This is a genomic window from Lysobacter tyrosinilyticus (assembly GCF_054779815.1).
This window is the reverse complement of record NZ_BAAGXN010000002.1, coordinates 1-23,307: the sequence shown is the minus strand read 5'-3', so window position 1 is coordinate 23,307 and position 23,307 is coordinate 1. Positions and strand designations below refer to the sequence as shown.

21 protein-coding genes are annotated in these 23,307 nt (G+C 65.4%); 10 read left to right on the top strand and 11 right to left on the bottom strand.

The annotated features are described in order from the left end of the window. Positions 1-64: 64 nt before the first annotated feature. On the top strand, positions 65-2,926 hold the full coding sequence (locus ACYVGK_RS06470; RefSeq protein ID WP_460732480.1) for a TonB-dependent receptor plug domain-containing protein: 2,862 nt from the start codon (positions 65-67) through the stop codon (positions 2,924-2,926). A gap of 76 nt (positions 2,927-3,002) precedes the next feature. On the opposite strand, the gene ppa is transcribed toward ACYVGK_RS06470, so the two are convergent. The 4 genes from ppa to ACYVGK_RS06450 all read right to left on the bottom strand — a co-directional run bounded on the left by ppa (position 3,003) and on the right by ACYVGK_RS06450 (position 8,238). Continuing rightward, positions 3,003-3,551, bottom strand: coding sequence for an inorganic diphosphatase (ppa, locus tag ACYVGK_RS06465; protein ID WP_460732479.1), 549 nt, complete (start codon positions 3,549-3,551; stop codon positions 3,003-3,005). Positions 3,552-3,675: 124 nt separating this feature from the next. Further along, positions 3,676-4,431: a slipin family protein gene (locus tag ACYVGK_RS06460; RefSeq protein WP_460732478.1), complete on the bottom strand. Its 756-nt coding sequence runs from the start codon at positions 4,429-4,431 to the stop codon at positions 3,676-3,678. A 33-nt stretch (positions 4,432-4,464) separates the two neighbouring features. After that, the gene (locus tag ACYVGK_RS06455) at positions 4,465-5,862 is read right to left on the bottom strand and encodes an NfeD family protein (protein ID WP_460732477.1); all 1,398 of its coding nucleotides are present in this window, start codon (positions 5,860-5,862) and stop codon (positions 4,465-4,467) included. Positions 5,863-6,177: 315 nt separating this feature from the next. Further along, a complete protein-coding gene (locus ACYVGK_RS06450; RefSeq protein WP_460732476.1) occupies positions 6,178-8,238 on the bottom strand; it encodes a sodium-translocating pyrophosphatase in 2,061 nt (686 codons plus the stop codon). Between the two features lie 250 nt (positions 8,239-8,488). On the opposite strand from ACYVGK_RS06450, the gene ACYVGK_RS06445 reads away from it, so the two are divergent. After that, the gene (locus ACYVGK_RS06445) at positions 8,489-8,992 is read left to right on the top strand and encodes a hypothetical protein (RefSeq protein ID WP_460732475.1); all 504 of its coding nucleotides are present in this window, start codon (positions 8,489-8,491) and stop codon (positions 8,990-8,992) included. 55 nt (positions 8,993-9,047) lie between these two features. Here ACYVGK_RS06445 and ACYVGK_RS06440 read toward each other — a convergent pair whose 3' ends face one another. The 3 genes from ACYVGK_RS06440 to ACYVGK_RS06430 all read right to left on the bottom strand — a co-directional run bounded on the left by ACYVGK_RS06440 (position 9,048) and on the right by ACYVGK_RS06430 (position 11,498). Continuing rightward, positions 9,048-9,515, bottom strand: a complete 468-nt coding sequence (locus ACYVGK_RS06440; RefSeq protein WP_460732474.1) for a DUF2846 domain-containing protein — start codon at positions 9,513-9,515, stop codon at positions 9,048-9,050. 3 nt (positions 9,516-9,518) lie between these two features. Beyond that, positions 9,519-10,142 carry a hypothetical protein gene (locus tag ACYVGK_RS06435; protein WP_460732473.1) on the bottom strand — a complete coding sequence of 208 codons (624 nt, stop codon included), beginning with the start codon at positions 10,140-10,142 and terminating at the stop codon, positions 9,519-9,521. A gap of 87 nt (positions 10,143-10,229) precedes the next feature. Further along, a complete protein-coding gene (locus ACYVGK_RS06430) occupies positions 10,230-11,498 on the bottom strand; it encodes a 6-phosphofructokinase (RefSeq protein WP_460732472.1) in 1,269 nt (422 codons plus the stop codon). A 142-nt stretch (positions 11,499-11,640) separates the two neighbouring features. Between ACYVGK_RS06430 and ACYVGK_RS06425 the strand changes: the two genes are divergently transcribed. From ACYVGK_RS06425 to ACYVGK_RS06415, 3 genes are all read left to right on the top strand, one after another. Then, a complete protein-coding gene (locus ACYVGK_RS06425; protein ID WP_460732471.1) occupies positions 11,641-12,219 on the top strand; it encodes an adenylate kinase in 579 nt (192 codons plus the stop codon). Between the two features lie 176 nt (positions 12,220-12,395). After that, entirely contained in the window at positions 12,396-13,838 is a 1,443-nt protein-coding gene (locus ACYVGK_RS06420; RefSeq protein ID WP_460732470.1) for a Mur ligase family protein, read from the top strand. 124 nt (positions 13,839-13,962) lie between these two features. Beyond that, positions 13,963-14,553, top strand: coding sequence for an LON peptidase substrate-binding domain-containing protein (locus tag ACYVGK_RS06415; protein ID WP_460732469.1), 591 nt, complete (start codon positions 13,963-13,965; stop codon positions 14,551-14,553). Positions 14,554-14,619: 66 nt separating this feature from the next. On the opposite strand, the gene ACYVGK_RS06410 is transcribed toward ACYVGK_RS06415, so the two are convergent. After that, positions 14,620-16,605, bottom strand: a complete 1,986-nt coding sequence (locus ACYVGK_RS06410) for a bifunctional DedA family/phosphatase PAP2 family protein (protein ID WP_460732468.1) — start codon at positions 16,603-16,605, stop codon at positions 14,620-14,622. Between the two features lie 104 nt (positions 16,606-16,709). Between ACYVGK_RS06410 and ACYVGK_RS06405 the strand changes: the two genes are divergently transcribed. The 4 genes from ACYVGK_RS06405 (at position 16,710) to ACYVGK_RS06390 (ending at position 19,951) form a co-directional block, all read left to right on the top strand. Beyond that, positions 16,710-17,375, top strand: coding sequence for a protein kinase family protein (locus tag ACYVGK_RS06405; RefSeq protein ID WP_460732645.1), 666 nt, complete (start codon positions 16,710-16,712; stop codon positions 17,373-17,375). Beyond that, complete coding sequence (locus ACYVGK_RS06400) at positions 17,372-18,190, top strand: SDR family oxidoreductase (protein ID WP_460732467.1); 819 nt, start codon at positions 17,372-17,374, stop codon at positions 18,188-18,190. Before ACYVGK_RS06405 ends, ACYVGK_RS06400 begins: the two co-directional genes overlap by 4 nt. Before the next feature lie 29 nt (positions 18,191-18,219). After that, complete coding sequence (locus ACYVGK_RS06395; RefSeq protein WP_460732466.1) at positions 18,220-18,639, top strand: VOC family protein; 420 nt, start codon at positions 18,220-18,222, stop codon at positions 18,637-18,639. Between the two features lie 88 nt (positions 18,640-18,727). Next, positions 18,728-19,951 (top strand): acetylornithine/succinyldiaminopimelate transaminase, encoded by a 1,224-nt coding sequence (locus ACYVGK_RS06390; protein WP_460732465.1) that lies wholly within the window; start codon positions 18,728-18,730, stop codon positions 19,949-19,951. Positions 19,952-20,008: 57 nt separating this feature from the next. Here ACYVGK_RS06390 and hemL read toward each other — a convergent pair whose 3' ends face one another. Continuing rightward, entirely contained in the window at positions 20,009-21,298 is a 1,290-nt protein-coding gene (hemL, locus tag ACYVGK_RS06385; RefSeq protein ID WP_460732464.1) for a glutamate-1-semialdehyde 2,1-aminomutase, read from the bottom strand. Next, complete coding sequence (gene thiE / locus ACYVGK_RS06380; protein ID WP_460732463.1) at positions 21,295-21,930, bottom strand: thiamine phosphate synthase; 636 nt, start codon at positions 21,928-21,930, stop codon at positions 21,295-21,297. The genes hemL and thiE overlap by 4 nt, the downstream gene beginning before the upstream one ends. Positions 21,931-22,003: 73 nt before the next feature. Between thiE and ACYVGK_RS06375 the strand changes: the two genes are divergently transcribed. Further along, positions 22,004-22,195: a rubredoxin gene (locus ACYVGK_RS06375; RefSeq protein WP_460732462.1), complete on the top strand. Its 192-nt coding sequence runs from the start codon at positions 22,004-22,006 to the stop codon at positions 22,193-22,195. Between the two features lie 80 nt (positions 22,196-22,275). Here the strand turns inward: ACYVGK_RS06375 and ACYVGK_RS06370 are convergent, their stop codons facing one another. Continuing rightward, positions 22,276-22,716 (bottom strand): DUF192 domain-containing protein, encoded by a 441-nt coding sequence (locus tag ACYVGK_RS06370; protein WP_460732461.1) that lies wholly within the window; start codon positions 22,714-22,716, stop codon positions 22,276-22,278. Positions 22,717-23,307: the final 591 nt, after the last annotated feature.

The following is a 23,307-nucleotide window of genomic DNA, read 5'->3' as shown; positions in this document are numbered from 1 at the left end:
GCCCGTATTGATTCGCCCACATCCTGCTCTCCAACGCTTCGTTCGTTCGAGACGGGGGTGGGTTATGGAACGCAAGTTGCTGACCACCGCGGTGTGCGCCGTGTTGTTCCTACCCGCGATGTCCACGCGGGCACAGGACGTGCCAACGCAGGATGCGCCCACACAGGATGTCCCGGTCCAGCAGCAACCTTCGCCGCAGGAGTCCGAACGCAGCGAAGACGCGGTGAACCTGGATCGCGTCGTGGTGACCGGCTCGCGCATTCCACGCAGCCAGATCGAGACCGCTTCGCCGGTCACGACCATTACCGCCGAAGACATCCAGCGTCAGGGCTTCCGCAACGTGTCCGACGTGCTGCGCGCGCAGCCGCTGGCGACCGGATCGCTGCAGGACAACCAGTTTGCCGGCAGCTTCACCGCGAACGCGACCACCGTAAGCCTGCTCGGCCTGTCGCCCAGCTTCACGCTGATCCTGCTGGATGGGCGACCGATCGCGGACTATCCGCTGCTCTACAACGGGCAGAGCAACTTCACCGACCTCACCAGCATTCCGACCGCGATGGTCGAACGCATCGACATCCTGCCGGGCAACCAGAGCTCGATCTATGGCTCGGCGGCGATCGCGGGCGTGGTCAACATCATTCTGAAGAAGCATCTGGAAGGCGTGCAGCTCAACGCGCGCATCGGCGGCTACAGCGAAGGCGGCGGCGACAACGAGCGCTTGCAGCTCACCGGTGGCAACAATTGGAACAAACTGGATCTGACCTGGGGCCTGCAATACAGCCATCAGGATCCGATCTACATGCGTGAGCGCGACTTCACCGACACCACCGACGACAACCCCAATCCGAACCTGCGCTACGGCAGCCGCACCTTCATCATCCTCAACGGCTTCACCAACCAGTACGACGATCCGGGCACGCATTGCGACGCGCTGGGCTTCCTGTACGGCGGCACCACGCGGCTGGATTTCCGCCCCGGGCGCGGCAACTTCTGCGGCAGCCGTGCGCAGCCCGGCTTCGCAACCCTGCTCAACGAAGAGCGCGGTATTTCGGCCTATCTGACTTCGACGTATCACCTCAGCGACGACGACGATCTTTATGCGACCGTGCTGGTCGGACGGAACAAGGCGAAGAACGACAGCGGCTCGCACTTCTGGGTGCCCGACATCAACGGCACGCACAACAACTTCATCTGGAACCAGACCGAGCAGACGCTGGAGACCTACCAACGCATCTTCGCGCCGGAAGAGCAGGGCAACGACAACTTCTACGACACCGACTCGGACTCGTACAACGTCGCGTTCGGCATCAAGGGCGCGCTCGGGGCCTCGAACTGGGATTACGACGCGTACTACAGTCGTTCCGGCTACAAGGTCACCTCCGACCAGCTGTGGCCGGTGGCGGAGCGGATGGAGCAGTTCTTCCGCGACCAGTTCCTCGGTCCGCAGCTGGGCACCTACTACGGTTACCCGGTGTATGCGCCGGACAAGGACGCGTTCTATCAGGCGCTGACGCCCGCGCAGTACCACTCATTCGTCGACAACATCCACAACGAATCCTCGACCTGGACCCACAACGTCAACCTTCAGCTGGTGAACGGTTCGTTGTTCCACATGCCGGCGGGCGACGTCGGCTTCGCCGCGATTCTTCAGGCCGGCAAGCAGCATTGGGACAATCCGATCGACCCCGGCGTCGCCGGCGACTTCTTCTTCGGCCTCAGCGGCACGAGCGGCAAGGGCGACCGCACCAGCGAGGCGATCGGCGTCGAATTCAACGTGCCGTTGCTGAAGTCGCTCACGGCCAACATCGCCGGTCGCTACGACTCCTACAAGAACGTGCATGCCGGCTCGGATTCCAAGGGCACGTACAAGCTCGGCCTGGAGTTTCGTCCCATCGAGAGCCTGCTGTTCCGCGCGAATTACGCGACCGCGTTCCGCGCGCCGGACATGGGCTACATCTTCACCGGTGGCAACGGCTTCTTCACCACCGAGACCGATTTCTACAAGTGCGAAATCGATCCGGGCAACTGCGCGCTCTATACGGGCCTGTCGGTGGAGGGCAACCAGGTCGCCAATCCGGATCTTCAGTCGATCACCGCGAAGTCCTGGGGCTACGGCGTGGTCTGGGCGCCGAGCAGCAACTTCGACCTGCGCGCGGACTACTACAACGTGAAGATCGAGGATGAAGTCGTCCCGCAGTCGACCACGCAGACGCTGTTCGACGAGAACGAATGCCGCCAGGGCCGCCTGGATCCGCAATCGGCGCGCTGCATCGACGCACTGGCGCGCGTGCAGCGCCTGCCGGTCAATCCAAACAATCCGTTCCTGAGCGAGAACCTCGACCTGTTGATCGTCAAGGGCATCAACATCGCCGAGGAGAACGTCTCGGGCATCACCGCGGCCGGCAACTACCGCTTCGACAATGCGTGGGGGCGCTGGCAGGTGGGGCTCGAGTACAACCTGACCCTGAAGCATGAAACGCGCACGTTCCCGGACCAGCCCACGTTCGACCTGTTCTCGAGCGGGCAGCTGCTGACGGCGGAGTTCAAGAGCATCGTCACCGGCGATCTGGGCTGGGAGCGCGGCAAGTGGCGCGCGAACCTGCATGCGACGCGTTACGGCTCCACGCCCAACTACGCACGCCAGTTCACCACGGATCCGGCTGATCCGTATGTGACCAGCAACGGAGTCGGGCCTGGTCGGGTGCGCCCCTGGATGCTCTACAACCTCAGCGTCGACTACCAGCTCACCAAGCGCAGCGGGCTGAGCGTCATCGTCAACAACATCCGCAACTCGGAGCCGCCGTTCGACGCGAGCTATGACGGGTCGCAGGGCTTCGCGCCGCCGTTCTACAACATCTTTGCCTACAACGGATATGGACGCTCGTGGTGGGTCGAGTACAAGTTCGACTTCGGCGGCGGTCAATGACGCTGCATCCGGATCGCAAGCCTGCACAAAAGAAAACGGCGGCCCAGGGCCGCCGTTTTCATGCACGAGTGCCGGATCAGAAGTTCGGCTTGTCCGCGCTGTCTTCGTAACGCTTGATCGCGTCGAGCAGGATCTGCTTGGCTTCCTTGGCGTCGCCGAAGCCGTCGAGCTTGACCCACTTGCCCTTCTCGAGATCCTTGTAGTGCTCGAAGAAGTGGCCGATGCGATCCAGCCAATGCTGCGAGAGCTGCGCGATGTCGGTGATGTGCGCGTAGCCGCCGAAGATCTTCGGCACCGGCACGGCGATGAGCTTCTCGTCGCTGCCGGCTTCGTCGGTCATCTTCAGCACGCCGACCGGCACGCAGCGGATCACCGAGCCCGGCACCAGTGGCAGCGGCAGGATCACCAGCACGTCAGCCGGGTCGCCATCGCCGCACAAAGTGTGCGGGACGTAGCCGTAATTGCACGGATAGCGCATCGGCGTGGACAGGATGCGGTCGACGAAGATCGCGCCCGAAGCCTTGTCGACTTCGTACTTGACCGGCTCGGCGTCCTTGGGGATTTCGATGATGACGTTGATTTCGTCCGGCGGGTTCTTGCCGGTGGGGACGAGGTCCAGACCCATGGGGGAGTGCTCCGACGTGCTGACCGGGCCTGGCGGCCGCGGCGGGGGTGGGGAAGGGGGCGCATTTTACCCGCAGGACGTGCCTGCGGGTCCGTTCGCGCCTTGAAGCCCCGGCATCCAGGCTTCAGGAGCCCGGGCCGCGCCCCAACAGCGTCGGCAGCACGTCGATCGGCAGCGGGAACACGATGGTGGAGCTCTTCTCGCCGGCGATCTCGGTCAGGGTCTGCAGGTAGCGCAGCTGGATCGCGCGCGGATCGCCGCCGAGCAGGCGCGCCGCCTCGACCAGCTTCGCCGCGGCCTGCAGCTCGCCTTCGGCATGGATCACTTTGGCCCGGCGCACGCGTTCGGCCTCGGCCTGGCGGGCGATCGCGCGCACCATGACCTCGTTGATGTCGACGTGCTTGATCTCGACGTTGGCGACCTTGATGCCCCAGGCGTCGGTCTGCGCATCGAGGATGGTGCGGATGTCGTGGTTGAGCTTGTCGCGTTCGGCCAGCATCTCGTCGAGGTCGTGCTGGCCCAGCACCGAGCGCAGGGTGGTCTGCGCGAGCTGGCTGGTGGCTTCGTAGAAGTGCTCGACGTTGATGATCGCCTTCTGCGGATCGACCACGCGGAAATAGACCACGGCATTGACCTTCACTGACACGTTGTCGTGCGAGATCAGATCCTGCGATGGCACGTCCATGACGATCGTGCGCAGATCGACACGCACCATCTGCTGCACGACCGGAATCAGGATAAACAGGCCCGGACCTTTCACCTTCCAGAAGCGGCCGAGCTGGAACACCACCGCACGTTCGTACTCGCGCAGGATCTTCACCGCGGCGAAGAACAGCAGCAGGACGAACAGGATCAGCGGCATCGAAAACAGGATGTTCATGACCGGGCTCCAGCGGACGATGGAAATGAGGACTCAGGATTCGACCGGGGCGACCTGCAGCACCAGCCCGGTCAGCGCCAGCACGCGTAACGACTGGCCGCGATGCACCGGCGCGCTGCTGTGCGCTTGCCAGAGTTCGCCGCGGATCCGCACCTGGCCGCGGCCATCGCTGAAGTCATCGGTGGCGATGGCGGTCTGCCCCAGCATCTCTTCGATGCCGGTGACCACCGGTTGCCGGCGTGCGCGCATCGCCAGCCAGACCACGCCCATGAAGGCGGCGGCACTGGCCGCGGCAATCCCGCCGATCAAGCGACCGGATACGCCGAAACCCGGTGCCTCGGTGTCGAACAGCATCAACGAGCCCACTATCAGCGCGACCACGCCGCCAATCCCGAGCGAGCCGAAGCTGGGCATCGCGAATTCCGCCGCCATCAACGCGACCCCGAGCACGATCAGCGCCACGCCGGCGTAGTTCACCGGCAGCACCTGCAGCGCATAAAGCGCCAGCAGCAGGCTCACGCCGCCGATCACGCCCGGGAAGAGCACGCCCGGATTGAGCCCCTCGAACACCAGTCCGTACACGCCTGCCAGCAGCAACATGTAGGCGACGGTGGGTTCGGTGATCACGGCGAGGAAGCGGTTGCGCCAGTCCGGCGTGAATGGCGTCACCGTGGCTGTCGCGACATGCACGGTCGCTTCGCCGCCGCGCAGCCGGACCGTGCGGCCTTCGGCACCACGCAACAGCGACGCGATGTCGCGGGCGATGAAGTCGATGACGTGCTGGGCGACGGCCTGGTTGGCGGTCAGGGTCGCCGCGTCGCGCACCGCGGCTTCGGCGAACACGGTGTCGCGCCCGCGCAGTTCGGCGAGCGTACGCAGGTAGGCGATCGAGTCGTTGCGCGCCTTGCGTTCCATGGTGCTGGCGGGTGCGGGCGTGTCGTCGCGTTTTGCGGCGTCCTTGTCGTCTGCGGGCTTTTGGGGCGGCGGTGCGACCTCGGGCTGCGGCATCGCACCGATCGTGATCGGCGTCGCGGCGCCGAGCGAGGTCGCCGGAGCCATCGCCGCGACATGACAGGCGTAGAGGATGTAGGTGCCCGCGCTGGCCGCGCGCGCGCCTTCCGGTGCGACCCAGCCGATCACCGGCACCGGCGAGGCGAGGATGGCCTGGTTGATGTCGCGCGTGGCGGCTTCCAGCCCGCCCGGCGTGTCGATGCGCAGGATTACCGCAGCGACGTGCCGGCGTTGCGCCTGTTTCAATCCGCGTTGCACGTAGTCGCGGGTGGCGGGGCCGATGCCGCCTTTGATGTCGAGCAGCAGCACTTCTGGAGCGGAAGTCGACGGAGCCGGTGCAGGCTTCGCCATCGAGCCCGCGAGTACCGATGCCAACGCCAGGCAGCAGGCCAGCAATGCGGTGCGTCCCTGCAGGCTCATGGCGACCTCCACAGGAGGATCCGAGACGGATCGCTATGCGATTAGTTAGCGCTTGGGCCTGTTAAGGAAACGGGATGCCGGGAAATTAGGAAATCCGCCGGAACGGTCTTGCCCTTCTCCCCGCAACGCGGGGAGAAGGTGCTCGAAGGGCGGATGCGGGGCGGCTTTTGATTCTTCGCAAAAAAGCAACGGCGGCCTTGCGGCCGCCGTTTGTACTGCACAGATTGTCGCGACCGTCTGCCCCTCACCCCTTGCCCTCTCCCCGCAAGCGGGGAGAGGGGGAGTGATCGTCGTGCTTCGCACGACAGTGTTATTTCATAGGAGCGGGACCATCAGCAGCGCGACGATATTGATGATCTTGATAAGGGGGTTCACCGCCGGGCCCGCCGTGTCCTTGTAAGGATCACCCACGGTGTCGCCGGTCACCGCCGCCTTGTGCGCCTCGGACCCCTTGCCGCCGTGGTGGCCGTCCTCGATGTACTTCTTGGCGTTGTCCCAGGCACCGCCGCCGGTGGTCATCGAGATCGCGACGAACAGACCGGTCACGATCGTGCCGATCAGCACGCCGCCCAGCGCCTTCGGTCCCAGCAGCAGACCGACCACGACCGGTACCGCGACCGGCAGCAGCGACGGCACGATCATCTCCTTGATCGCCGACTTGGTCAGCATGTCCACGGCGCGCGAGTAGTCCGGCTTGCCGGTGCCCTGCATGATGCCGGGGATGTCGCGGAACTGACGGCGCACTTCCTCCACCACCGCGCCGGCGGCACGGCCGACCGCTTCCATCGCCATCGCGCCGAACAGGTATGGGATCAGGCCGCCGATCAGCAGGCCGATGATCACCATGTGGTCGGACAGATCGAAGCGCAGTGCTTCGTATGCCATGCCGGTGGCAGCGGCCTTCGCCTCGCCGACGGTGTTGAGGTTGTGCGTGTAGTCCGCGAACAACACCAGCGCCGCCAGTGCCGCCGATCCGATCGCATAACCCTTGGTCACCGCCTTGGTGGTGTTGCCGACGGCGTCGAGCGGGTCGGTGATGTTGCGCACTTCCGGCGGCAGTTCCGCCATCTCGGCGATACCACCGGCGTTGTCGGTGATCGGACCATACGCATCGAGTGCGACGATCATCCCCGCCATCGACAGCATGGCGGTTGCGGCGATCGCGATGCCATACAGACCGCCCAGCGCATAGGCACTCCAGATCGCGGCGCAGATCACCACGACCGGCAGCGCGGTCGACTTCATCGACACACCCAGGCCCGCGATGATGTTGGTGCCGTGGCCGGTGGTCGACGCCTGCGCGATATGCTGCACCGGCTTGAACTGCGTGCCGGTGTAGTACTCGGTGATCCACACGATCGCGCCGGTCAGGACCAGGCCGATCAGCGCGCACCAGTACAGGTTCATCGCGCCGTAGCTGGAATCGGCCATCAACCGAGTGGTAATCGGATAGAACGCGATCGCCGCCAGCACCGCCGACACGATCACGCCCTTGTACAGCGCGCCCATGATGTTGCGGCTGCCGTCCTTCACCTTCACGAAGAAGGTGCCGATGATCGAGGCGATGATCGACACGCCACCGAGCACCAGCGGATACAGCACCGAGTTGTGGCCCGCTTCGGCGCTCATCAGGCCGCCGAGCAGCATCGTGGCGATTACGGTAACGGCGTAGGTCTCGAACAGATCCGCGGCCATGCCGGCGCAGTCGCCGACGTTGTCGCCGACGTTGTCCGCGATCACGGCCGGATTGCGCGGGTCGTCTTCGGGAATGCCCGCTTCGACCTTGCCGACCAGATCCGCTCCGACGTCCGCACCCTTGGTGAAGATGCCGCCACCGAGGCGCGCGAAGATCGAGATCAGCGAGGAGCCGAAGGCGAGACCGACCAGTGCATGCAACGCGGCTTCGCCTTCGACGCCGAGTTGCCGGGTCAGCAGGTAGTAGTAGCCGGCGACACCGAGCAGGCCCAGGCCCACCACAAGCATGCCGGTGATGGCACCGCCGCGGAACGCGACGTCCATTGCCTTGCTCATGCCGTGACGCGCGGCTTCGGCCGTGCGCACGTTGGCGCGGACCGACACGTTCATGCCGATGTAACCGGCAGCGCCGGACAGCACCGCACCGATCAGGAACCCGATCGCAGTGTGCCAGTTGAGGAAGACGCCGATCACCACGAACAACACCACGCCCGCGATCGCGATCGTCGTGTATTGGCGATTGAGATAGGCGCGTGCGCCTTCCTGGATCGCGCCGGCGATCTGCTGCATGCGTTCGTTGCCGGCGGGTTGTGCGCTGATCCAGCGCGTAGAAACGATCCCGTACAGGATCGCGATAACGGCGCAAACCAGCGCCAAGGGCAAACCGTACTGCTCCAGCATGAACCCTCCCCCGAGTGGACAATGTAGGAATTTCTGGGAAAACCGCAGATTTTTCGCGTCACTGCGCGGGCGGGCAGAACACACGTCCGGCAAGGCAACGGGCCGACTATGGCACATTTCCCGCTGCGGAACGGCGGCAGGCTTGTGATCGCGATCACGTGGCCAAGCGCGACGGCGCGCCCGCCGATGTCAAAACACGTTCAGACCATGCATGCGAGCCTGCGGTTTCGATCCGTTATCGGGAGCTGCGATGCGCATCCTGACCGTAGTGCTGGCCGTGCTGACATCGTCCACGATGGCGGCTGAGATCACGCCTGAAATCGTCAGGCCGACTGGCACGCCGCAAGCCAACGGCGCCGTGCATACGGTGCGGACGATTCCCGAGGCCTGTGTGCGCCTGGAGGGTGTATTCACAGGTGACGCCGCGCAGCCCTACCGCTTCACTGCGGTGAAGAGCGCTCCCAATTGCCGGCCGCGCGCCCGCTATGTCGACTTCGCCCAGGCGCAGCCTTCGTCGGCGAAGGGCTGGAAGTTCAACGATGAGATCCGCGTGCCGAACGCGGCCTGTCCATCGCAACTGGCTGTGATCCGCGTCTGGCGCAAGCCCGGCGAAACCGCTCCACCCAAGTTGGATGCGCAGGGACGCGCGCGCATCTATCTCAAGGACGCCACCGAGCAGGTGAGGGCGCAGGGTGGGCCGAGGGTGTCGCTGTATGTCGCGCAGGTGAGCCTCGAGGGGCGTGCCTGCAATTAGCGCGCTCCAAAAACAAAGGCCGCTTGCGCGGCCCTTGTCTGTCGGCTTCAGAAAATTACTTCTTGGCCGGCTTCAGCTTCAGACCGGCGAAGGTGGCTTCATCGGACGGAGCCAGGTTCGAACGCCCAGCCAGGATACCCATGCTGATGGCGCCGGAGACGTAGTAGGTCTCGCCCGCTTCGACTTCGAGCGTCAGCGCGTCCTTGGCTTCGCCACCGGTGGTGAACTGGTGCGTGCCCGGCTCGACGACCGCGACGAAATACTTGCCGTTACCCAGCTTCACCAGGTCGGTTTCGCCTTCGCGGATCTTCAGACCGACGGCAGCGCCCATCATCTTGGATTGGCGGAAGAACACAATCTGTCCCTTGTCCGCCGGCGCCGCGCCAACGATTGAATTGGCAGCGGCCGGTGCGGCCTGCGCCGACGCAGTGGCCTCAGCCTGGGGCGCTTCCTGGGCCGCAAAGGTGGAAGCGGACAGCACGAGCAGCGCGCACAGGGCGGAAGATTGCAACTTCGAGAACATTGATTACTCCTGGTTGGGTGTAGCGGGTGGGTCGACAACAGACGCGCTGCAGGCTTGCAGCACGAGGTCCTGAGCCAGCTTGGCGGTGACGCGTGTGCCGGCGGGAATTTCGATTTCGTGGCCGCGGATGAACATCGCGAATGGACCGATCGCGAAGGCCGTCCCTAATGCCGCGCCGTAGTTGGCGTCGCCGACCGCACCGGCTTTCATGCCGCGCAACGGAATCTGCTGTCCGCCGAAGTCGAGATAGCGGCCCGCCAGCAACAATTCGCCGGGCTTGCCGCCACCGTGCGCTGGCATCGCATGAACGACTTGGCCGACGCCCAGCGTGCCGGCGGGCACGCAGGGCGCGCCATCGTGCACGAGGGGCGAAGCCAAGCGCAGACCAAACTTGTCGCCGCGCTTGTGCTGCGACGAGTTGATCGGCGTGAGGATTTCCAGCTCGACCAGCGTGCCGGCAGCGAAGACATGTTCGAGCCGTGACGCGGCAGGTGCGGTTTGTGCCGTGGGTTCGGACGTGACGGGTGTTGTCGCCGGAATGACGCGCTCCGCGGTCAGGGTCTGGGCGTTTGCATGGGCCACCATGACTGTCGCGCACAGCGCAGCCAGTATTGTGAAAAACCTCATATTCGCCCCCATCCCCCGGCGCGGGGACGCTAACGGATTCATGCCGTCGCATGCAAGGGCAGCCCGCCCCTCACGACGGCCTGCGTCTCATCCGTTGAATGGCGGAAGCGTCTGCTTCACGGTGACATTTCTGAGCGTCACGTACTTGGGAAGCCCGTCGCGCCCGTACGGTGGCGGCGCTTCGCCACGGATCAGCGGTTCCAGATAACGACGCGCGGCATCGGTGATGCCCAGGCCATCCTTGCGGATGAAATTCGCCGGCATCTTCTTCTCGTGATTGGCGATCTTCGTCAGCGGCGCCGCTTCGATCTTCCAGCGATAGGGCGCATCGGAGGTGCGCACGATCACCGGCATCACCGCGTTCATGCCCTTGAGCGCGAATTCCACCGCGGCCTTGCCCACGGCCTGGGCCTGATCGAGGTCGGTCTTTGATGCCAAATGTCGCGCCGAACGTTGCATATAGTCAGGCAGCGTCCAATGCACTTTGTAGCCCAGTGCATCCTTCACGCGCCCGGCAAGATGCGAGGCGACGCCGCCGAGCTGGGTGTGCCCGAACGAGTCCTTGCCGGCGCCGGCATCGGCGACGAACTTGCCGTCTGCGGTCTGGATGCCTTCGCTGGCGACGATCACGCAGTAGCCGACGCGCTCGACGGTGGCCTTCACCTTGGCGAAGAATTCGGCTTCCTCGAATGGACGTTCCGGGAACAGGATCAGATGCGGCGCCTCATCCGGCGATGCGCCGGCGAGTCCGCCGGCTGCGGCGAGCCAACCGGCATGGCGACCCATGGCTTCGTAGACGAAGACCTTGGTGGACGTGTCCGCCATCGCCGCCACGTCCAGCGCGCACTCGCGTACCGACACCGCGGTGTATTTAGCGGCCGAGCCGAAACCGGGGCAGCAGTCGGTGACGGCAAGATCGTTGTCCACCGTCTTGGGCACACCCACGCAGGTGAGCGGATAGCCGAATTCCGCCGCCAGTTGCGAGACCTTGAGTGCGGTGTCGGCCGAATCGTTGCCGCCGTTGTAGAGGAAGTAGCGGACGTCGTGGGCCTTGAACACCGCCAGCAGGCGCTCGTAGCGCGCGCGGTCCTGTTCCAGCGACTTGAGCTTGACCCGGCATGAGCCGAACGCCCCGCCGGGGGTGTGGGCCAGGGCGCGGATCGCCGCCAGCGATTCTTTCGAGGTATCGATCAGCTCCTCGCGCAGGGCGCCGAGGATGCCGTTGCGGGCCGCGAACACCTTGACCTTGCGTGCCCGGGCAGTCTGGATCACGGCCGAAGCCGTGGCGTTGATGACCGCGGTGACCCCGCCGGACTGCGCGTAGAGCAGGGTGCCGCCGCTATTTCCCTTGGCCATATGAATCAATGCTCCAGGCTGGATGCGGTAAGCTGGCCGTCCCTTTTCGTCCCGATGGCCAGGCTGCTGGCAGTGTAGCGCCGCCGCGGGACAGGGCCTTGGTGCCCTTCCAGTTTCCCGTTTTGCTTCAGGAGTGATGTAGATGCGATTGGTATTGCTCGGTGCGCCGGGTTCCGGCAAGGGCACGCAGGCCACGAGGCTGAAGGAGCACCTGCAGGTGCCGCATATTTCCACCGGTGACCTGCTGCGCGCCGAAGTGGCCGCCGGCAGCAAGCTCGGGCTGGAAGCCAAGGAAGTGATGGCTCGCGGCGAGCTGGTCAGCGACGCGATCCTGCTGGGCATGCTCGAGGACCGCTTCTCGCGTCCCGATACCAAGGGCGGTTTCATCCTCGACGGTTACCCGCGCAACCTCGCCCAGGCCGACGCCATGGGCAAGCTGCTGACCCGCATTGGCCAGCCGATGGACTATGCGGTGCAACTCGAAGTGCCGACCGAACTGCTGGTCGAGCGCATCGCCGGTCGTGCCAAGGCCGAAGGTCGCGAAGACGACAGCCCGGAATCGGTCCGCAAGCGCCTGCAGGTCTATAACGACCAGACCGCCCCGGTCATCGATTACTACCGCCAGCAGGGCCAGCTCAACGTGGTCAATGGCGTGGGTTCGCTGGACGACGTGTTCGCCCGCATCATCGAGGCGATCGTGCCGGCGCACGAAGTCGGTTGATTTCCAATTCGCGCATTTCGGTGCGCGCATGAGAAAACGCCTCGGCAAGCCGGGGCGTTTTTGTTTTCGGGTTCCTGCGGGGGCGGTGCTGTCCCGGGCCGGGCCAGGCGCCGCTACGAGGGATTTGTCGGATCCGCATCGCGGTAAGACCCTGTGAAATCGGTGACAATCGCGGCATGAGCAAAGTCCATATCCTGGGTATCGCCGGCACCTTCATGGGCGGCGTCGCCGCGCTGGCGCGCGAACTCGGCCACGCCGTCGAAGGCAGCGATCAGAACATCTATCCGCCGATGTCCACCCAGCTGGAACAGCTCGGCATCACGCTGCGCCAGGGCTACCTGCCGGAGAACATTTCCGCCGATTGCGCCGAGATCGTGGTCGGCAATGCGCTCTCGCGCGGCAATGCCGCGGTGGAGCAGGTGTTGGACGAGGGCCGCAAGTACAACTCCGGCGCGCAGTGGCTGGCCGAGAACGTGCTTCCGGGCCGCGACACGCTCGCCGTCGCCGGTACCCACGGCAAGACCACCACGACCACGATCCTCACCTACCTGCTGGAAGCCGCCGGTCGCGCGCCGGGCTTCCTGATCGGCGGCGTGGCCGAGGACTTCGGTGTATCCGCGCGCCGCGGCACCGGGCGCGAATTCGTGGTCGAAGCCGACGAATACGACACCGCCTTCTTCGACAAGCGCAGCAAGTTCGTCCACTACAAGCCGCTGGTCGCGATCCTCAACAATCTCGAGTACGACCACGCCGACATCTTTCCGGACGTGGCCGCGATCCAGCGCCAGTTCCACCATCTCGTGCGTACCGTACCGCGTCGTGGCCGTTTGATCGTCAACGGCGAAGACAAGCACCTGGCCGAAGTGCTGGCGATGGGCTGCTGGACGCCGTTGGAGACCTTCGGTCTCGACGCGAGCCTGATCCCGCAGCCGCACCTGCCGATCGAGGAACGACATGGCGATCGCAGCGACGAAGGCGCAGCGGCACGTGCGGCGTTCAACTGGACTGCGCATCTGATCCATGAAGACGGCAGCGCGTTCGTGGTCGTGCACGACGGCCGCGAGATCGGCGAAGTGCATTGGCCGCTGCTCGGTCGCCACAACGTGATGAATGCGCTGGCCTCGCTGGCCGCCGCCAACGCGGTCGGCGTCGATGTGCAGACCGTGCTGCCGGCGCTGGCGGAATTCCGCAGCGTCAAACGCCGCCTCGAAGTGATCGGACAGGCGCAGGGCGTCACCATCTACGACGACTTCGCTCATCACCCGACCGCGATCGCCACCACGTTGGCCGGCCTGCGTGCCAAGGTCGGCGATGCACGGATCGTCGTGGCGATGGAGCCGCGCAGCAATTCGATGCGCCTGGGCGCACATGCCGAGGCGCTGGCGCCCTCGCTGGATATCGCCGATGCAGTGGTGTTCCTGCATCGGCCGGAACTGGCGTGGGATGCGGGCAAGGTCGTCGCGGGGCTGCGCGGGGAAGGCATCGCCGTGCCCGACGTCGACCGGCTCATTGCGGTGCTGCGCGAACGCGTGCGCAATGGCGACCATGTCGTGTTCATGTCGAACGGCGGCTTCGATGGCGCACCGCGTCGATTCCTGGCGGCACTGCAAGGCGCGTGACACCGTCCTTGTAGAGCGGAGCTTGCTCCGCTGCTTTTCTCATCGGCAATGGCCTGCCCCGATCAAGGCAGCGGAGCAAGCTCCGCTCTACAAAGAACTGCGGACGGTCGCTTAGACTGCCGGCATGCCGAACCAGGCGGTCTCGACCGAATCCCTAGCGCTATTCCCGCTGCACACGGTGCTTCTCCCCGGTGCGGCACTCGGCCTGCGCGTATTCGAGGCGCGCTATCTCGATCTGGTCCGCGATTGCGGTCGCAGGGGCCGTAGCTTCGGCGTCTGCCTGATCATGAAGGGCGACGAAGTCGGCGCGCCGGCCGCCGCCGCGGCCTTTGGCACCGAGGCGGTGATCGAGGACTTCGGCCAGGGCGAGGATGGCTTGCTGACGCTCAGCGTGCGCGGCAAGCGCCGCTTCCACGTCGAACGCGCCCGCGTGCGCGACAACGGCCTGCAGGTAGCGGATATATCGTGGTGCGAACCCGACGCCGTCGAAGCGGTGCGACCCGAGCACGGCTTGTTGCCGGTGCTGCTCGATTCGATCATCGAAAAGATCGGCGGCGAACACGCCAGGGCCGAACGCGCGTTGATGGACGATGCCGCCTGGGTGGCCTGGCGCCTGGCCGAGCTATTGCCATTGCACGATTCGCAGCGGCAGGAATTGCTGCAGATGGCCGATCCGCATGAGCGGATGGACCGATTGCTGCAGCTGGTGTCGTAGGGCGGGTCTCGACCCGCCGTTCAAGCAATCTTTACGCGACAAGAACGCGGCGGGTCGAGATCCGCCCTATCGCGTGCGTAGTCGCAGCACCGGGCCGCCACCGTCCGGATGCACCGATTCGACCGCCGCCAACGGCTGCAATGCCGCCCGCACCTGCGCATGCGCATAGCCGGCATCCGCTACCGGCAACCACAGCGACGCCGCGCGCAATGGCCTCCGATAACGCAGCGTCTGTGCAGTGCCCATCCACAACCGCGTGCCATCGGACAGCGTCGCCGGTGCCGGCCACAGCCGCAGCGCGATCTGCTCGTCCGCACTGCGGCCCGGATGCAGCAGGAGCAGCTCTTCCGGACGCGCTTCCAGCGTCGCCGGCAACACCACCTGTTCGCGCGCGGGTCTGTCGTCGTCGAGCAGGCCCAGCGTGGCTACCCAGTCCGCCTGCGGCTGCACGCGCCAGCCTTGTGCGACCAGGGCCTGCTGCAGCGGTTGCAATGGTCCGGCGAGCTGCACATCGAGCGACCAGCGCCGGCGTACATCGCGTTCATTGCGCTGCGCGGGCAGCATCGCCCAGTCGTGTCGCCACCACGATTCCGCCGCGAGCGTGGTGGTGGGGGCCGCCGCGGCGAACTTGGCCAGCAGGCGATCGGCGTGGCGCGGCGCGTGCCATGCGGCCGCCGCGGCGAAGGTTAGGTAGAACGCCAACGCCAACGGCCGCATCCAGAACGAGCGCGCCACGTGGCGGCGATAAGCCAGGCCGAGCACCAGCAGCCACAGGATTCCGAACAACGTGCCGCCGACCAGATCGCTGGGCCAGTGTGCACCGAGGTAGAGGCGCGCGAACGCGATCACCGTCGTCACCACGCCCGCGAGCAGATACGGCCACACGCGCTGGCGCCCGGGCAATTCGCGAGCGATCAGCACCGCGAAGAAGCCGAACACGATCGTCGTCATCGTCACCGCCACCGACGGGAAGCCGAAGCCGGTCGGCGCGGTCGGCGGTCGCGGCATGTCGATCGCGGCTTCCAGCACGTTGGTGAATACCAGCCCGAACACGATCGCCGCGATCCAGTGCGCCGCCGCCATCCAGCGCTTGCGCCACAGCAGATACACAAGGGCGACCAGTGCAGCCGGTCCGAGCACCTGCGCATCGCCCATGCTGGCCAGGCCGGCCATCAGCCGGTCCGCGAGCGGATTGCGCAGGTTCCACATGAACTCGTGGACGGTGTGGTCCAGCGCCAGCGGACCGCCACTGGCCAGCAGCGACGCGAGCAGAGTGAACCAGGCCCAGCTGATCCCGATCAGACACACCGCCAGCATCAGCAGCGATGGTGACTCCGGACGGTTGGGGTCCATCAGCGCTTCGGCATAGCGGCCCAGGTGCGGATGTCGCCGCGTCCACTTCAGCATGCGCGCCAGCAGGTTGTCGGCGTGGCCGGCGAACCAGCGCCAGGTGTAGAGCACGCAGGCCCAGACCAGCGTGACCGTTACCACCAGACCGCCCAGTACCAGGGCCAGGCGATCGGCAACCGCCGCGATCGCATCGTAGGACGCGCCCAGCACCCAGCCAGGCCCGAGGTACAGCGCTGACCACGCCAGGCAAGCGATCAGGCTCAGCGGCACGTAACGGCGCAACGGCATGTGCGCCATGCCCGCGATCGCCGGCACGAATGGCCGCACCGCGCCGACGAAGCGGGCCACGAAGAGGCTCTTGACGGCGTTGCGGCGAAACATGCTTTCGCCGCGATCCAGCCATTGCGGATATTTAGAAAACGGCCATCGCCGCCGCAGCTGCGGGCCCCAGCGATTCCCCACCCAGTAACTGGAACCGTCGCCCAGGAACGCGCCCAGCGTGAGGCAGACCAGTGCGTACGGTCCATTGACGTGTCCGAGCCCGATCAGCACGCCGACCGCGAACAACAACGGCAGTGCCGGCACCAGGAAGCCAAACAGGATCAGCGCCTCGCTGAACCCGATCAGTAAGATCACCGCGCCGGCGGCTAACGGGTGCGCACTGATCCATGCGCTGGCGCTTTCAATCCAGGTCGGTTCCATCGCCCGATTATGTCAGTCGTGTATGGCAGCTGTGCATGGCGTTCGTCATCCAGCCGCGCAACCGCGGTGACGCGTACACTTTCGGCATGTCTGCTCCTGTCGATATGCCCGCCGGTATCCCTGTCGAAGAAGTCGCCGCACTCAAGGCCGACAGCTTCGGCCGCATCGCCTTGATGCGCGATGCGCAAGGTCTGTTCGTGCGTCGCGACCTGGCCCATGTGCCGCTGTGGTTGCGGCTGCCCGCGTGGTGGCTGGCCCGCCGTGAAGCGCATGCATTGCAGCGAGTGGATGGCCTGGCGGCAATGCCGCAACTGCTGCGCTGGGATGGACGCCGCCTCGATCGCAGCTATCTCGACGGCGCCGCGATGTACCAGCGTCCGCCGCGCGGCGATCTGCGCTACTTCCGCAATGCCCGCCGCCTGTTGCAGCAATTGCATCGGCGCGGCCTCGCCCATAACGATCTGGCGAAGGAAGCCAACTGGCTGGTGCTGGCCGACGGCTCGCCGGCGATCATCGATTTCCAGCTCGCCACGCGCGGCGATCCGCGCTCGCGCTGGATGCGCCTGCTCGCCCGCGAAGACCTGCGCCACCTGCTCAAGCACAAGCGCACCTACTGCGCACAGGCGCTGACGCCGGTGGAACGGCGTGTGCTCAAACGGCATTCGTGGGTGCGCGAGGCGTGGTTCGCCACCGGCAAGCCGGCCTATCGCTTCATCACCCGCAAATTGCTGAAGTGGGAAGACAACGAAGGGCAGGGACCCAAGCCATGACATCGCTCGCAGGAAAGACTCTTTTCATCACCGGTGCCTCGCGCGGTATTGGCCTGGCGATCGCACTGCGCGCCGCGCGTGATGGCGCCAACGTCGCCATCGCGGCCAAGTCGGCGGTGCCTAATCCGAAACTCCCCGGCACCATCCACACAGCGGCAGAAGCCGTGAATGAAGCCGGCGGCCGCGGCCTCGCGCTCAAGTGCGACATCCGCGAAGAGGACGAAGTAAAGGCTGCAGTGGCAGCCACAGTCGATACCTTCGGCGGCATCGACATCCTGGTGAACAACGCCAGCGCGATCTTCCTGCGCGGCACGCTGGACACGCCGATGAAGCGCTTCGACCTGATGCAGCAGGTCAATGCGCGCGGCACGTTCCTGTGCGCGCAGGCTTGCCTGCCGTACCTGCTGCAGGCGCCCAATCCGCACATCCTCACGCTATGTCCGCCGCCCTCGCTGGATCCGAAGTGGTGGGCGCCGCATACCGGTTACACCCTGGCGAAGATGGGGATGAGCTTCGTGACCATAGGTCTGGCCGGTGAATTCGGTCGACGCGGCGTGGCGGTGAATGGTCTGTGGCCGCGCACGCTGATCGCCACGGACGCGTTGAACATGATTCCGGGCGTGAGTGCAGGCAATGGTCGTTCTCCTACGATCATGGCCGATGCCGCGCACGCGATCCTGACGCGCGAGGCGAAGGGCTTCAGCGGTCGCTTCCTGATCGACGACGAAGTGCTCGCCGAAGCCGGCGTCACGGACCTGTCCGGCTATGCGATCGACCCCGCGCAGCCGCTGTTCCCTGACCTGTTCCTCGACTGAGCTCGCTCGGCCCGCTTTCCGGAGTCGCCATGAAGTATCTGCACACCATGATCCGCGTCCGCGACATCGACGCCACGCTGCGCTTCTTCTGCGAAGGCCTGGGGCTGGTCGAGAAACGCCGCAATGATTACCCGCAGGGCAAGTACACCCTGATCTTCCTTGCCGCTCCAGAAACTCCCGACGCCGAGCTCGAACTGACCTACAACTGGGATTCGAACGAGGATTACGGCTCGGCGCGCAACTTCGGCCACCTCGCGTTCCGCGTGAAAGACATCTACGACACCTGCGCGCGCCTGCAGTCGATGGGCTACACGATCAACCGCCCTCCGCGTGACGGCCACATGGCCTTCGTGCGCTCGCCCGACTTGATCTCGATCGAGCTGCTGCAAGACGGCCACCTGCCGCCGCAGGAGCCGTGGACGTCGATGCCGAATACCGGGCAGTGGTGACAACGGGGCCGCGTCTTTCGCACAGGCGCGGCCAAGCGCCGGCGGTGCGAATGGGGGAAAATGGCGGTTCTCCCACGACTCCGCCGCCATGAGCACCTCCGCCGAACTCTTCGCGCTCTCAGAACGCTATTACCTGCCCGTCTACCGTCCGCGCCGGATCGTGCTGGATCACGGCAAAGGTTCGCGGATCTGGGATCGCGATGGCCGCGAATACGTGGATTTCGGCGCCGGTATCGCGGTCAATGCGCTGGGGCACGCGCATCCGGCGCTGCTCGCTGCGCTGACCGACCAGGCCGGCAAGCTCTGGCACACCAGCAACGTCTTCGTCAGCGAGCCGCCGCTGCGCCTGGCCGAAGAGCTGGTCGCGGCTTCGCGCTTCGCCGAACGTGTGTTCTTCTGCAATTCCGGCGCCGAGGCCAACGAAGGCGCGATCAAGCTGGCGCGCAAGTGGGCGACGGCGCAGGGGCGCACGCCCGAGCGCCGTGTGATCCTCACCTTCCGCGGCAGCTTCCACGGCCGCACGCTGGCCGCCGTTACCGCCACCGCGCAGCCGAAGTACCACGAAGGCTATGAGCCGCTGCCACCGGGCTTTCGCTATGGCGACTTCAACGACCTGGCCGGCGCGGAAGCCGCGATGGCCGCAGGCGACGTCTGCGCGGTGCTGGTCGAACCGGTGCAGGGCGAGGGTGGCGTGACGCCAGCGACTCCGGAATTCCTGCAGGGGCTGCGCGCGCTGTGCGACCGCCATGAGGCGCTGCTCGTGTTCGACGAGATCCAGTGCGGCATGGGCCGCACCGGCCACCTTTTTGCCGCGCACGCCTACGGCGTTACGCCGGACGTGGTGACGCTCGCGAAGGCGCTGGGCAGTGGTTTCCCGATCGGGGCGATGCTGGTCGGTGCGAAGGCCGCGCAGGCAATGCAGTTCGGCGCACACGGCACCACGTTTGGCGGCAATCCGCTGGCCGCCGCGGTTGCGCGAGCGGCGTTGCGCGAACTCTCATCGGCCTCGTTGCTTGGCAATGTCGCGCGGCAGGAGCAGGCCCTGCGCGACGGCCTGGCGGCGATCGATGCGGAGTTCGGTGTGTTCAGCGAGATCCGCGGCCGCGGTCTGATGCTCGGCGCGCAGTTGCGCGAGGCGTATGCCGGTAAGGCCGGCGAAATCCTAGATCGCTGCGTCGAGCACGGGCTGCTCACGCTGCAGGCGGGGCCGGATGTGCTGCGCTTCGTGCCCGCACTCAACATCGGCGATGCGGATGTCGCCGAAGGCCTCAAGTGTCTGCGTGCCGCGATTGCGGACATGCTCCGGGGCTGAGACCTGGAACAAAAAAGCCCGGGAATCCCCGGGCTTTTTTGCGGAAGCGGGCTTGGATCAATCGCGCGCGAGGGCAAAGGCTTCACGCGCTGCCGCCAGGGTCAACGCGATTTCCGCTTCGCCGTGCGCACTCGAGACGAAGCCGGCTTCGAATGCCGACGGTGCGAGATACACGCCGCGCTCCAGCATCGCGTGGAAGAAGCGGTTGAAGCGCGCGGTGTCCGAAGCCTTTGCGTCCTCGAAGGTCTCGACCGGGCCTTCGCGGAAATACAGACCGAACATGCCCGGCGCGCGTGTCGTGGTGAAGGCGACGCCCGCGTCGCGCGCGGCCGCTTCGAAGCCGTCGCACAGCACGTGCGTGCTGCGCTCCAGCGCGGCGTGGAAGCCGGGGGCGCGGATCAGATCCATCGTGGCCAGGCCCGCGGCCATCGCGACCGGATTGCCACTGAGCGTGCCGGCCTGGTAGATCGGGCCGCTGGGTGCGACCTGGGCCATCAGATCGCGACGGCCGCCATACGCGCCGACGGGCATGCCGCCGCCGATGATCTTGCCGAAGGTGGAGAGGTCCGGCGTGATGCCGTACAGCTCCTGCGCCCCGCCGAGCGCCACGCGGAAACCGGTCATCACTTCGTCGAAGATCAGCACCGTGCCGTGCTTCGTGCACAGCTCGCGCAGATGCTGCAGGTAGCCGGCGCGCGGCAGGATGCAGTTGGCGTTACCGACGATCGGCTCGATGATCAGGCCGGCGATCTCGTGGCCGACTTCGTCGAACAATTTGGTCGCCGCGTCGAAATCGTTGTAGGGCAGCGTCAGCGTCAGATCGGCCAGCGCGGCGGGCACGCCCGGCGAATTCGGCAGACCCAGCGTCATCACGCCGCTGCCGGCCTTCACCAGGAAGCTGTCGCCGTGGCCGTGGTAGCAGCCTTCGAACTTGACGATGCGCGTGCGGCCGGTAGCGCCGCGCGCGACACGGATCGCCGACAACGTGGCTTCGGTACCGGAATTGACCATGCGCACCATTTCGCAGCTCGGCACGATCTGCGTGATCGCTTCGGCCATCGTTACTTCCAGTGCATTGGGCACGCCGAAGCTGAGACCGTCGCGCATCGTGCGTGCGACCGCGTCGAGGACCTCTGGACGTGCGTGTCCGGCGATCATCGGGCCCCACGAACCGACGTAGTCGACGTAACGATTGCCGTCGACATCGAACAAATAGGCGCCTTCGGCGCGTTGTGCGAAGAACGGTTCCCCGCCCACCGATTTGAAGGCGCGTACCGGCGAGTTGACGCCGCCGGGAATCAGGTCTTTGGCGCGGGTGAACAGGTCGTGCGAACGGTCGTTCTTCATGCAGGAATGTCTTCGAAACAGGAGAGGTAGGCGCGGACGGCGGCAGCTGGATCCGTGGCGTCGAACACGCCGCTGATCACGGCCAACAAGTCGGCCCCGGCCGCCACCAGCGGCCGCGCATTGTCCGGGGTGATGCCGCCGATCGCCACCCGTGGCACGCCCAGCGCCGCCGAGTCGCGCAGCAGCTCGAGGCTCGCGCGACGCGCATTGGGCTTGGTGGGTGAGGGGAAGAAGGCGCCAAAAGCCACGTAGTTGGCGCCAGCGGCGACTGCCTGGCGGGCAAGGCGCAGGTCGTCGTAGCAGGAAGCGCCAAGCAGGCAGTCACCCCCGAGTTCATGACGGGCCAGGGCGAGTTCGCCGTCGTCCTCACCCAGGTGCGCGCCCGCCGCGCCGATCGCGGCGGCGAGCGCCCAGTCGTCATTGATGATCAGCGGAACGTCATGAGCCTGACACAGCGGGTGCAGAGCCAGCGCCTGTTCGGCGCGCAGATCCTCGCTCGCGATCTTGTTGCGGTACTGCAGCCAGGCAGCGCCGGCGCCCAGCACGGTTTCGACGCGTGCAAGCAGGCGGCCAGTGTCCGGGTCGTCGGGTGTAATGGCGTAGAGGCCGCGGCGCGGCCAGCGCGGATTCATGCTTGCAGCATCCTGGGTCCGGGCGTGACAAAATGCGCGTCCCGCTTCATGCGCACCACCCCATTATCGACCCATGACCGAAGTTGCCGCGACCACCATTTACCGCACCTGGATGTGTGTCGTTTGCGGCTTCATCTACGACGAGGCCAAGGGCCTGCCGGAAGAGGGCATCGCCCCGGGCACGCGCTGGGAAGATGTCCCGGACACCTGGACCTGCCCGGATTGCGGTGTCACTAAGGACGACTTCGAGATGATGGAAGTCTGAGCGAGCACCACGCCTCGCCTGGCAAAAAGGGCCGCAAATGCGGCCCTTTTCATTGCGGAACCCGGTGAGCGGGCTGCCGTTCAGGAATGTGGAATGCCGCGGCTGAACTTCAACTGGGCGCCGCTCACCAGTTTGAGACGTGCCGCTTCGCCGGCATTGAGTTCCAGCACATAGCGCGCCGGGGCATCGCTCGGATACGGCGGGCAGCCGTCGCCCAGGGCGCAGGGCGGCACGTCGCGCTGCTGCGAGACCAGCTTCCGCTCGTTGTCGAAGTAGAGGATGTCGAGCGGGATGCGGGTGTTCTTCATCCAGTACGACTGCGGTTCCTCCGAGTCGTGGATGAACAACATGCCGTGGTCGGCGGCCATTTCATCGCGGAACATCAGGCCGCGGGCGCGTTCGGCATCGTCGTCGGCGATTTCCACGCTATATCGCTGGCCGCCCAGCTCTACCCAGTCTCCCTTGCCTGTCGCGCAGCCACTCAACAGCAGCCCCGCCGACAGCATTGCAATTGCGCGCATATGTTTTTCCCTATGGAAAGCCCGTCGAAACATGGGCGAGGGGCCTGTAGTCGTCAAGCGCGCAAAAATAATTTCTCAAACCCCCTTCCCATTTTGTTTGTGCGTCTGCACAATGCGCGCCCCGCTGAGGTGCAGGCATTGATTGAAGCGGGGGCGTGTTGAGAAAGCGGTTTCGGAAGCGGTTGACGAATTCGAAGCGTGCTGTAAGATGCGCGGCCCTGCAGACGGGACGGCCGAAACGGCCTCTCCCGGAGACGCAGGGAAGCCAAAAAAGATTGCGACACGGTGTTGACGGAATCGAAATTGGCTGTATAGTTGTCGGCTCCCTCGGGCACTTCGGTGCGGCGGGGTGAAGCAAGAAGGATGAGGCGCTGAGGCCGATTCCGAAGATCTTTGACAGTGTGCGCAGGTGACTTGTGCGGGCGTCTGGCCGGTGGAAATGTCCATCAAGCAGACGTTCGACACAGAGTCCAAATGAATCAAGTAAAGCAAGCAATTGCTAGTAATTTGAGTTTATTTGGGCCTGGATAGACGACTGCACTCAAAAAATTGGATCTTCGGATCCTGTAATTTTAAGTGAAGAGTTTGATC

Coding starts and splice junctions, on each gene's coding strand:
- ACYVGK_RS06395 (WP_460732466.1), top strand. CDS start 18,220: ATGAAGTATCTGCACACCATGATCCGCGTCCGCGACATCGACGCCACG.
- ACYVGK_RS06460 (WP_460732478.1), bottom strand. CDS start 4,431: ATGAACATCCTGTTTTCGATGCCGCTGATCCTGTTCGTCCTGCTGCTG.
- ACYVGK_RS06405 (WP_460732645.1), top strand. CDS start 16,710: ATGCCCGCCGGTATCCCTGTCGAAGAAGTCGCCGCACTCAAGGCCGAC.
- ACYVGK_RS06390 (WP_460732465.1), top strand. CDS start 18,728: ATGAGCACCTCCGCCGAACTCTTCGCGCTCTCAGAACGCTATTACCTG.
- ACYVGK_RS06410 (WP_460732468.1), bottom strand. CDS start 16,605: ATGGAACCGACCTGGATTGAAAGCGCCAGCGCATGGATCAGTGCGCAC.
- ACYVGK_RS06375 (WP_460732462.1), top strand. CDS start 22,004: ATGACCGAAGTTGCCGCGACCACCATTTACCGCACCTGGATGTGTGTC.
- hemL (WP_460732464.1), bottom strand. CDS start 21,298: ATGAAGAACGACCGTTCGCACGACCTGTTCACCCGCGCCAAAGACCTG.
- ACYVGK_RS06420 (WP_460732470.1), top strand. CDS start 12,396: ATGAGCAAAGTCCATATCCTGGGTATCGCCGGCACCTTCATGGGCGGC.
- ACYVGK_RS06455 (WP_460732477.1), bottom strand. CDS start 5,862: ATGAGCCTGCAGGGACGCACCGCATTGCTGGCCTGCTGCCTGGCGTTG.
- ACYVGK_RS06450 (WP_460732476.1), bottom strand. CDS start 8,238: ATGCTGGAGCAGTACGGTTTGCCCTTGGCGCTGGTTTGCGCCGTTATC.
- ppa (WP_460732479.1), bottom strand. CDS start 3,551: ATGGGTCTGGACCTCGTCCCCACCGGCAAGAACCCGCCGGACGAAATC.
- ACYVGK_RS06470 (WP_460732480.1), top strand. CDS start 65: ATGGAACGCAAGTTGCTGACCACCGCGGTGTGCGCCGTGTTGTTCCTA.
- ACYVGK_RS06415 (WP_460732469.1), top strand. CDS start 13,963: ATGCCGAACCAGGCGGTCTCGACCGAATCCCTAGCGCTATTCCCGCTG.
- ACYVGK_RS06445 (WP_460732475.1), top strand. CDS start 8,489: ATGCGCATCCTGACCGTAGTGCTGGCCGTGCTGACATCGTCCACGATG.
- ACYVGK_RS06435 (WP_460732473.1), bottom strand. CDS start 10,142: ATGAGGTTTTTCACAATACTGGCTGCGCTGTGCGCGACAGTCATGGTG.
- ACYVGK_RS06440 (WP_460732474.1), bottom strand. CDS start 9,515: ATGTTCTCGAAGTTGCAATCTTCCGCCCTGTGCGCGCTGCTCGTGCTG.
- ACYVGK_RS06400 (WP_460732467.1), top strand. CDS start 17,372: ATGACATCGCTCGCAGGAAAGACTCTTTTCATCACCGGTGCCTCGCGC.
- ACYVGK_RS06425 (WP_460732471.1), top strand. CDS start 11,641: ATGCGATTGGTATTGCTCGGTGCGCCGGGTTCCGGCAAGGGCACGCAG.
- ACYVGK_RS06370 (WP_460732461.1), bottom strand. CDS start 22,716: ATGCGCGCAATTGCAATGCTGTCGGCGGGGCTGCTGTTGAGTGGCTGC.
- thiE (WP_460732463.1), bottom strand. CDS start 21,930: ATGAATCCGCGCTGGCCGCGCCGCGGCCTCTACGCCATTACACCCGAC.
- ACYVGK_RS06430 (WP_460732472.1), bottom strand. CDS start 11,498: ATGGCCAAGGGAAATAGCGGCGGCACCCTGCTCTACGCGCAGTCCGGC.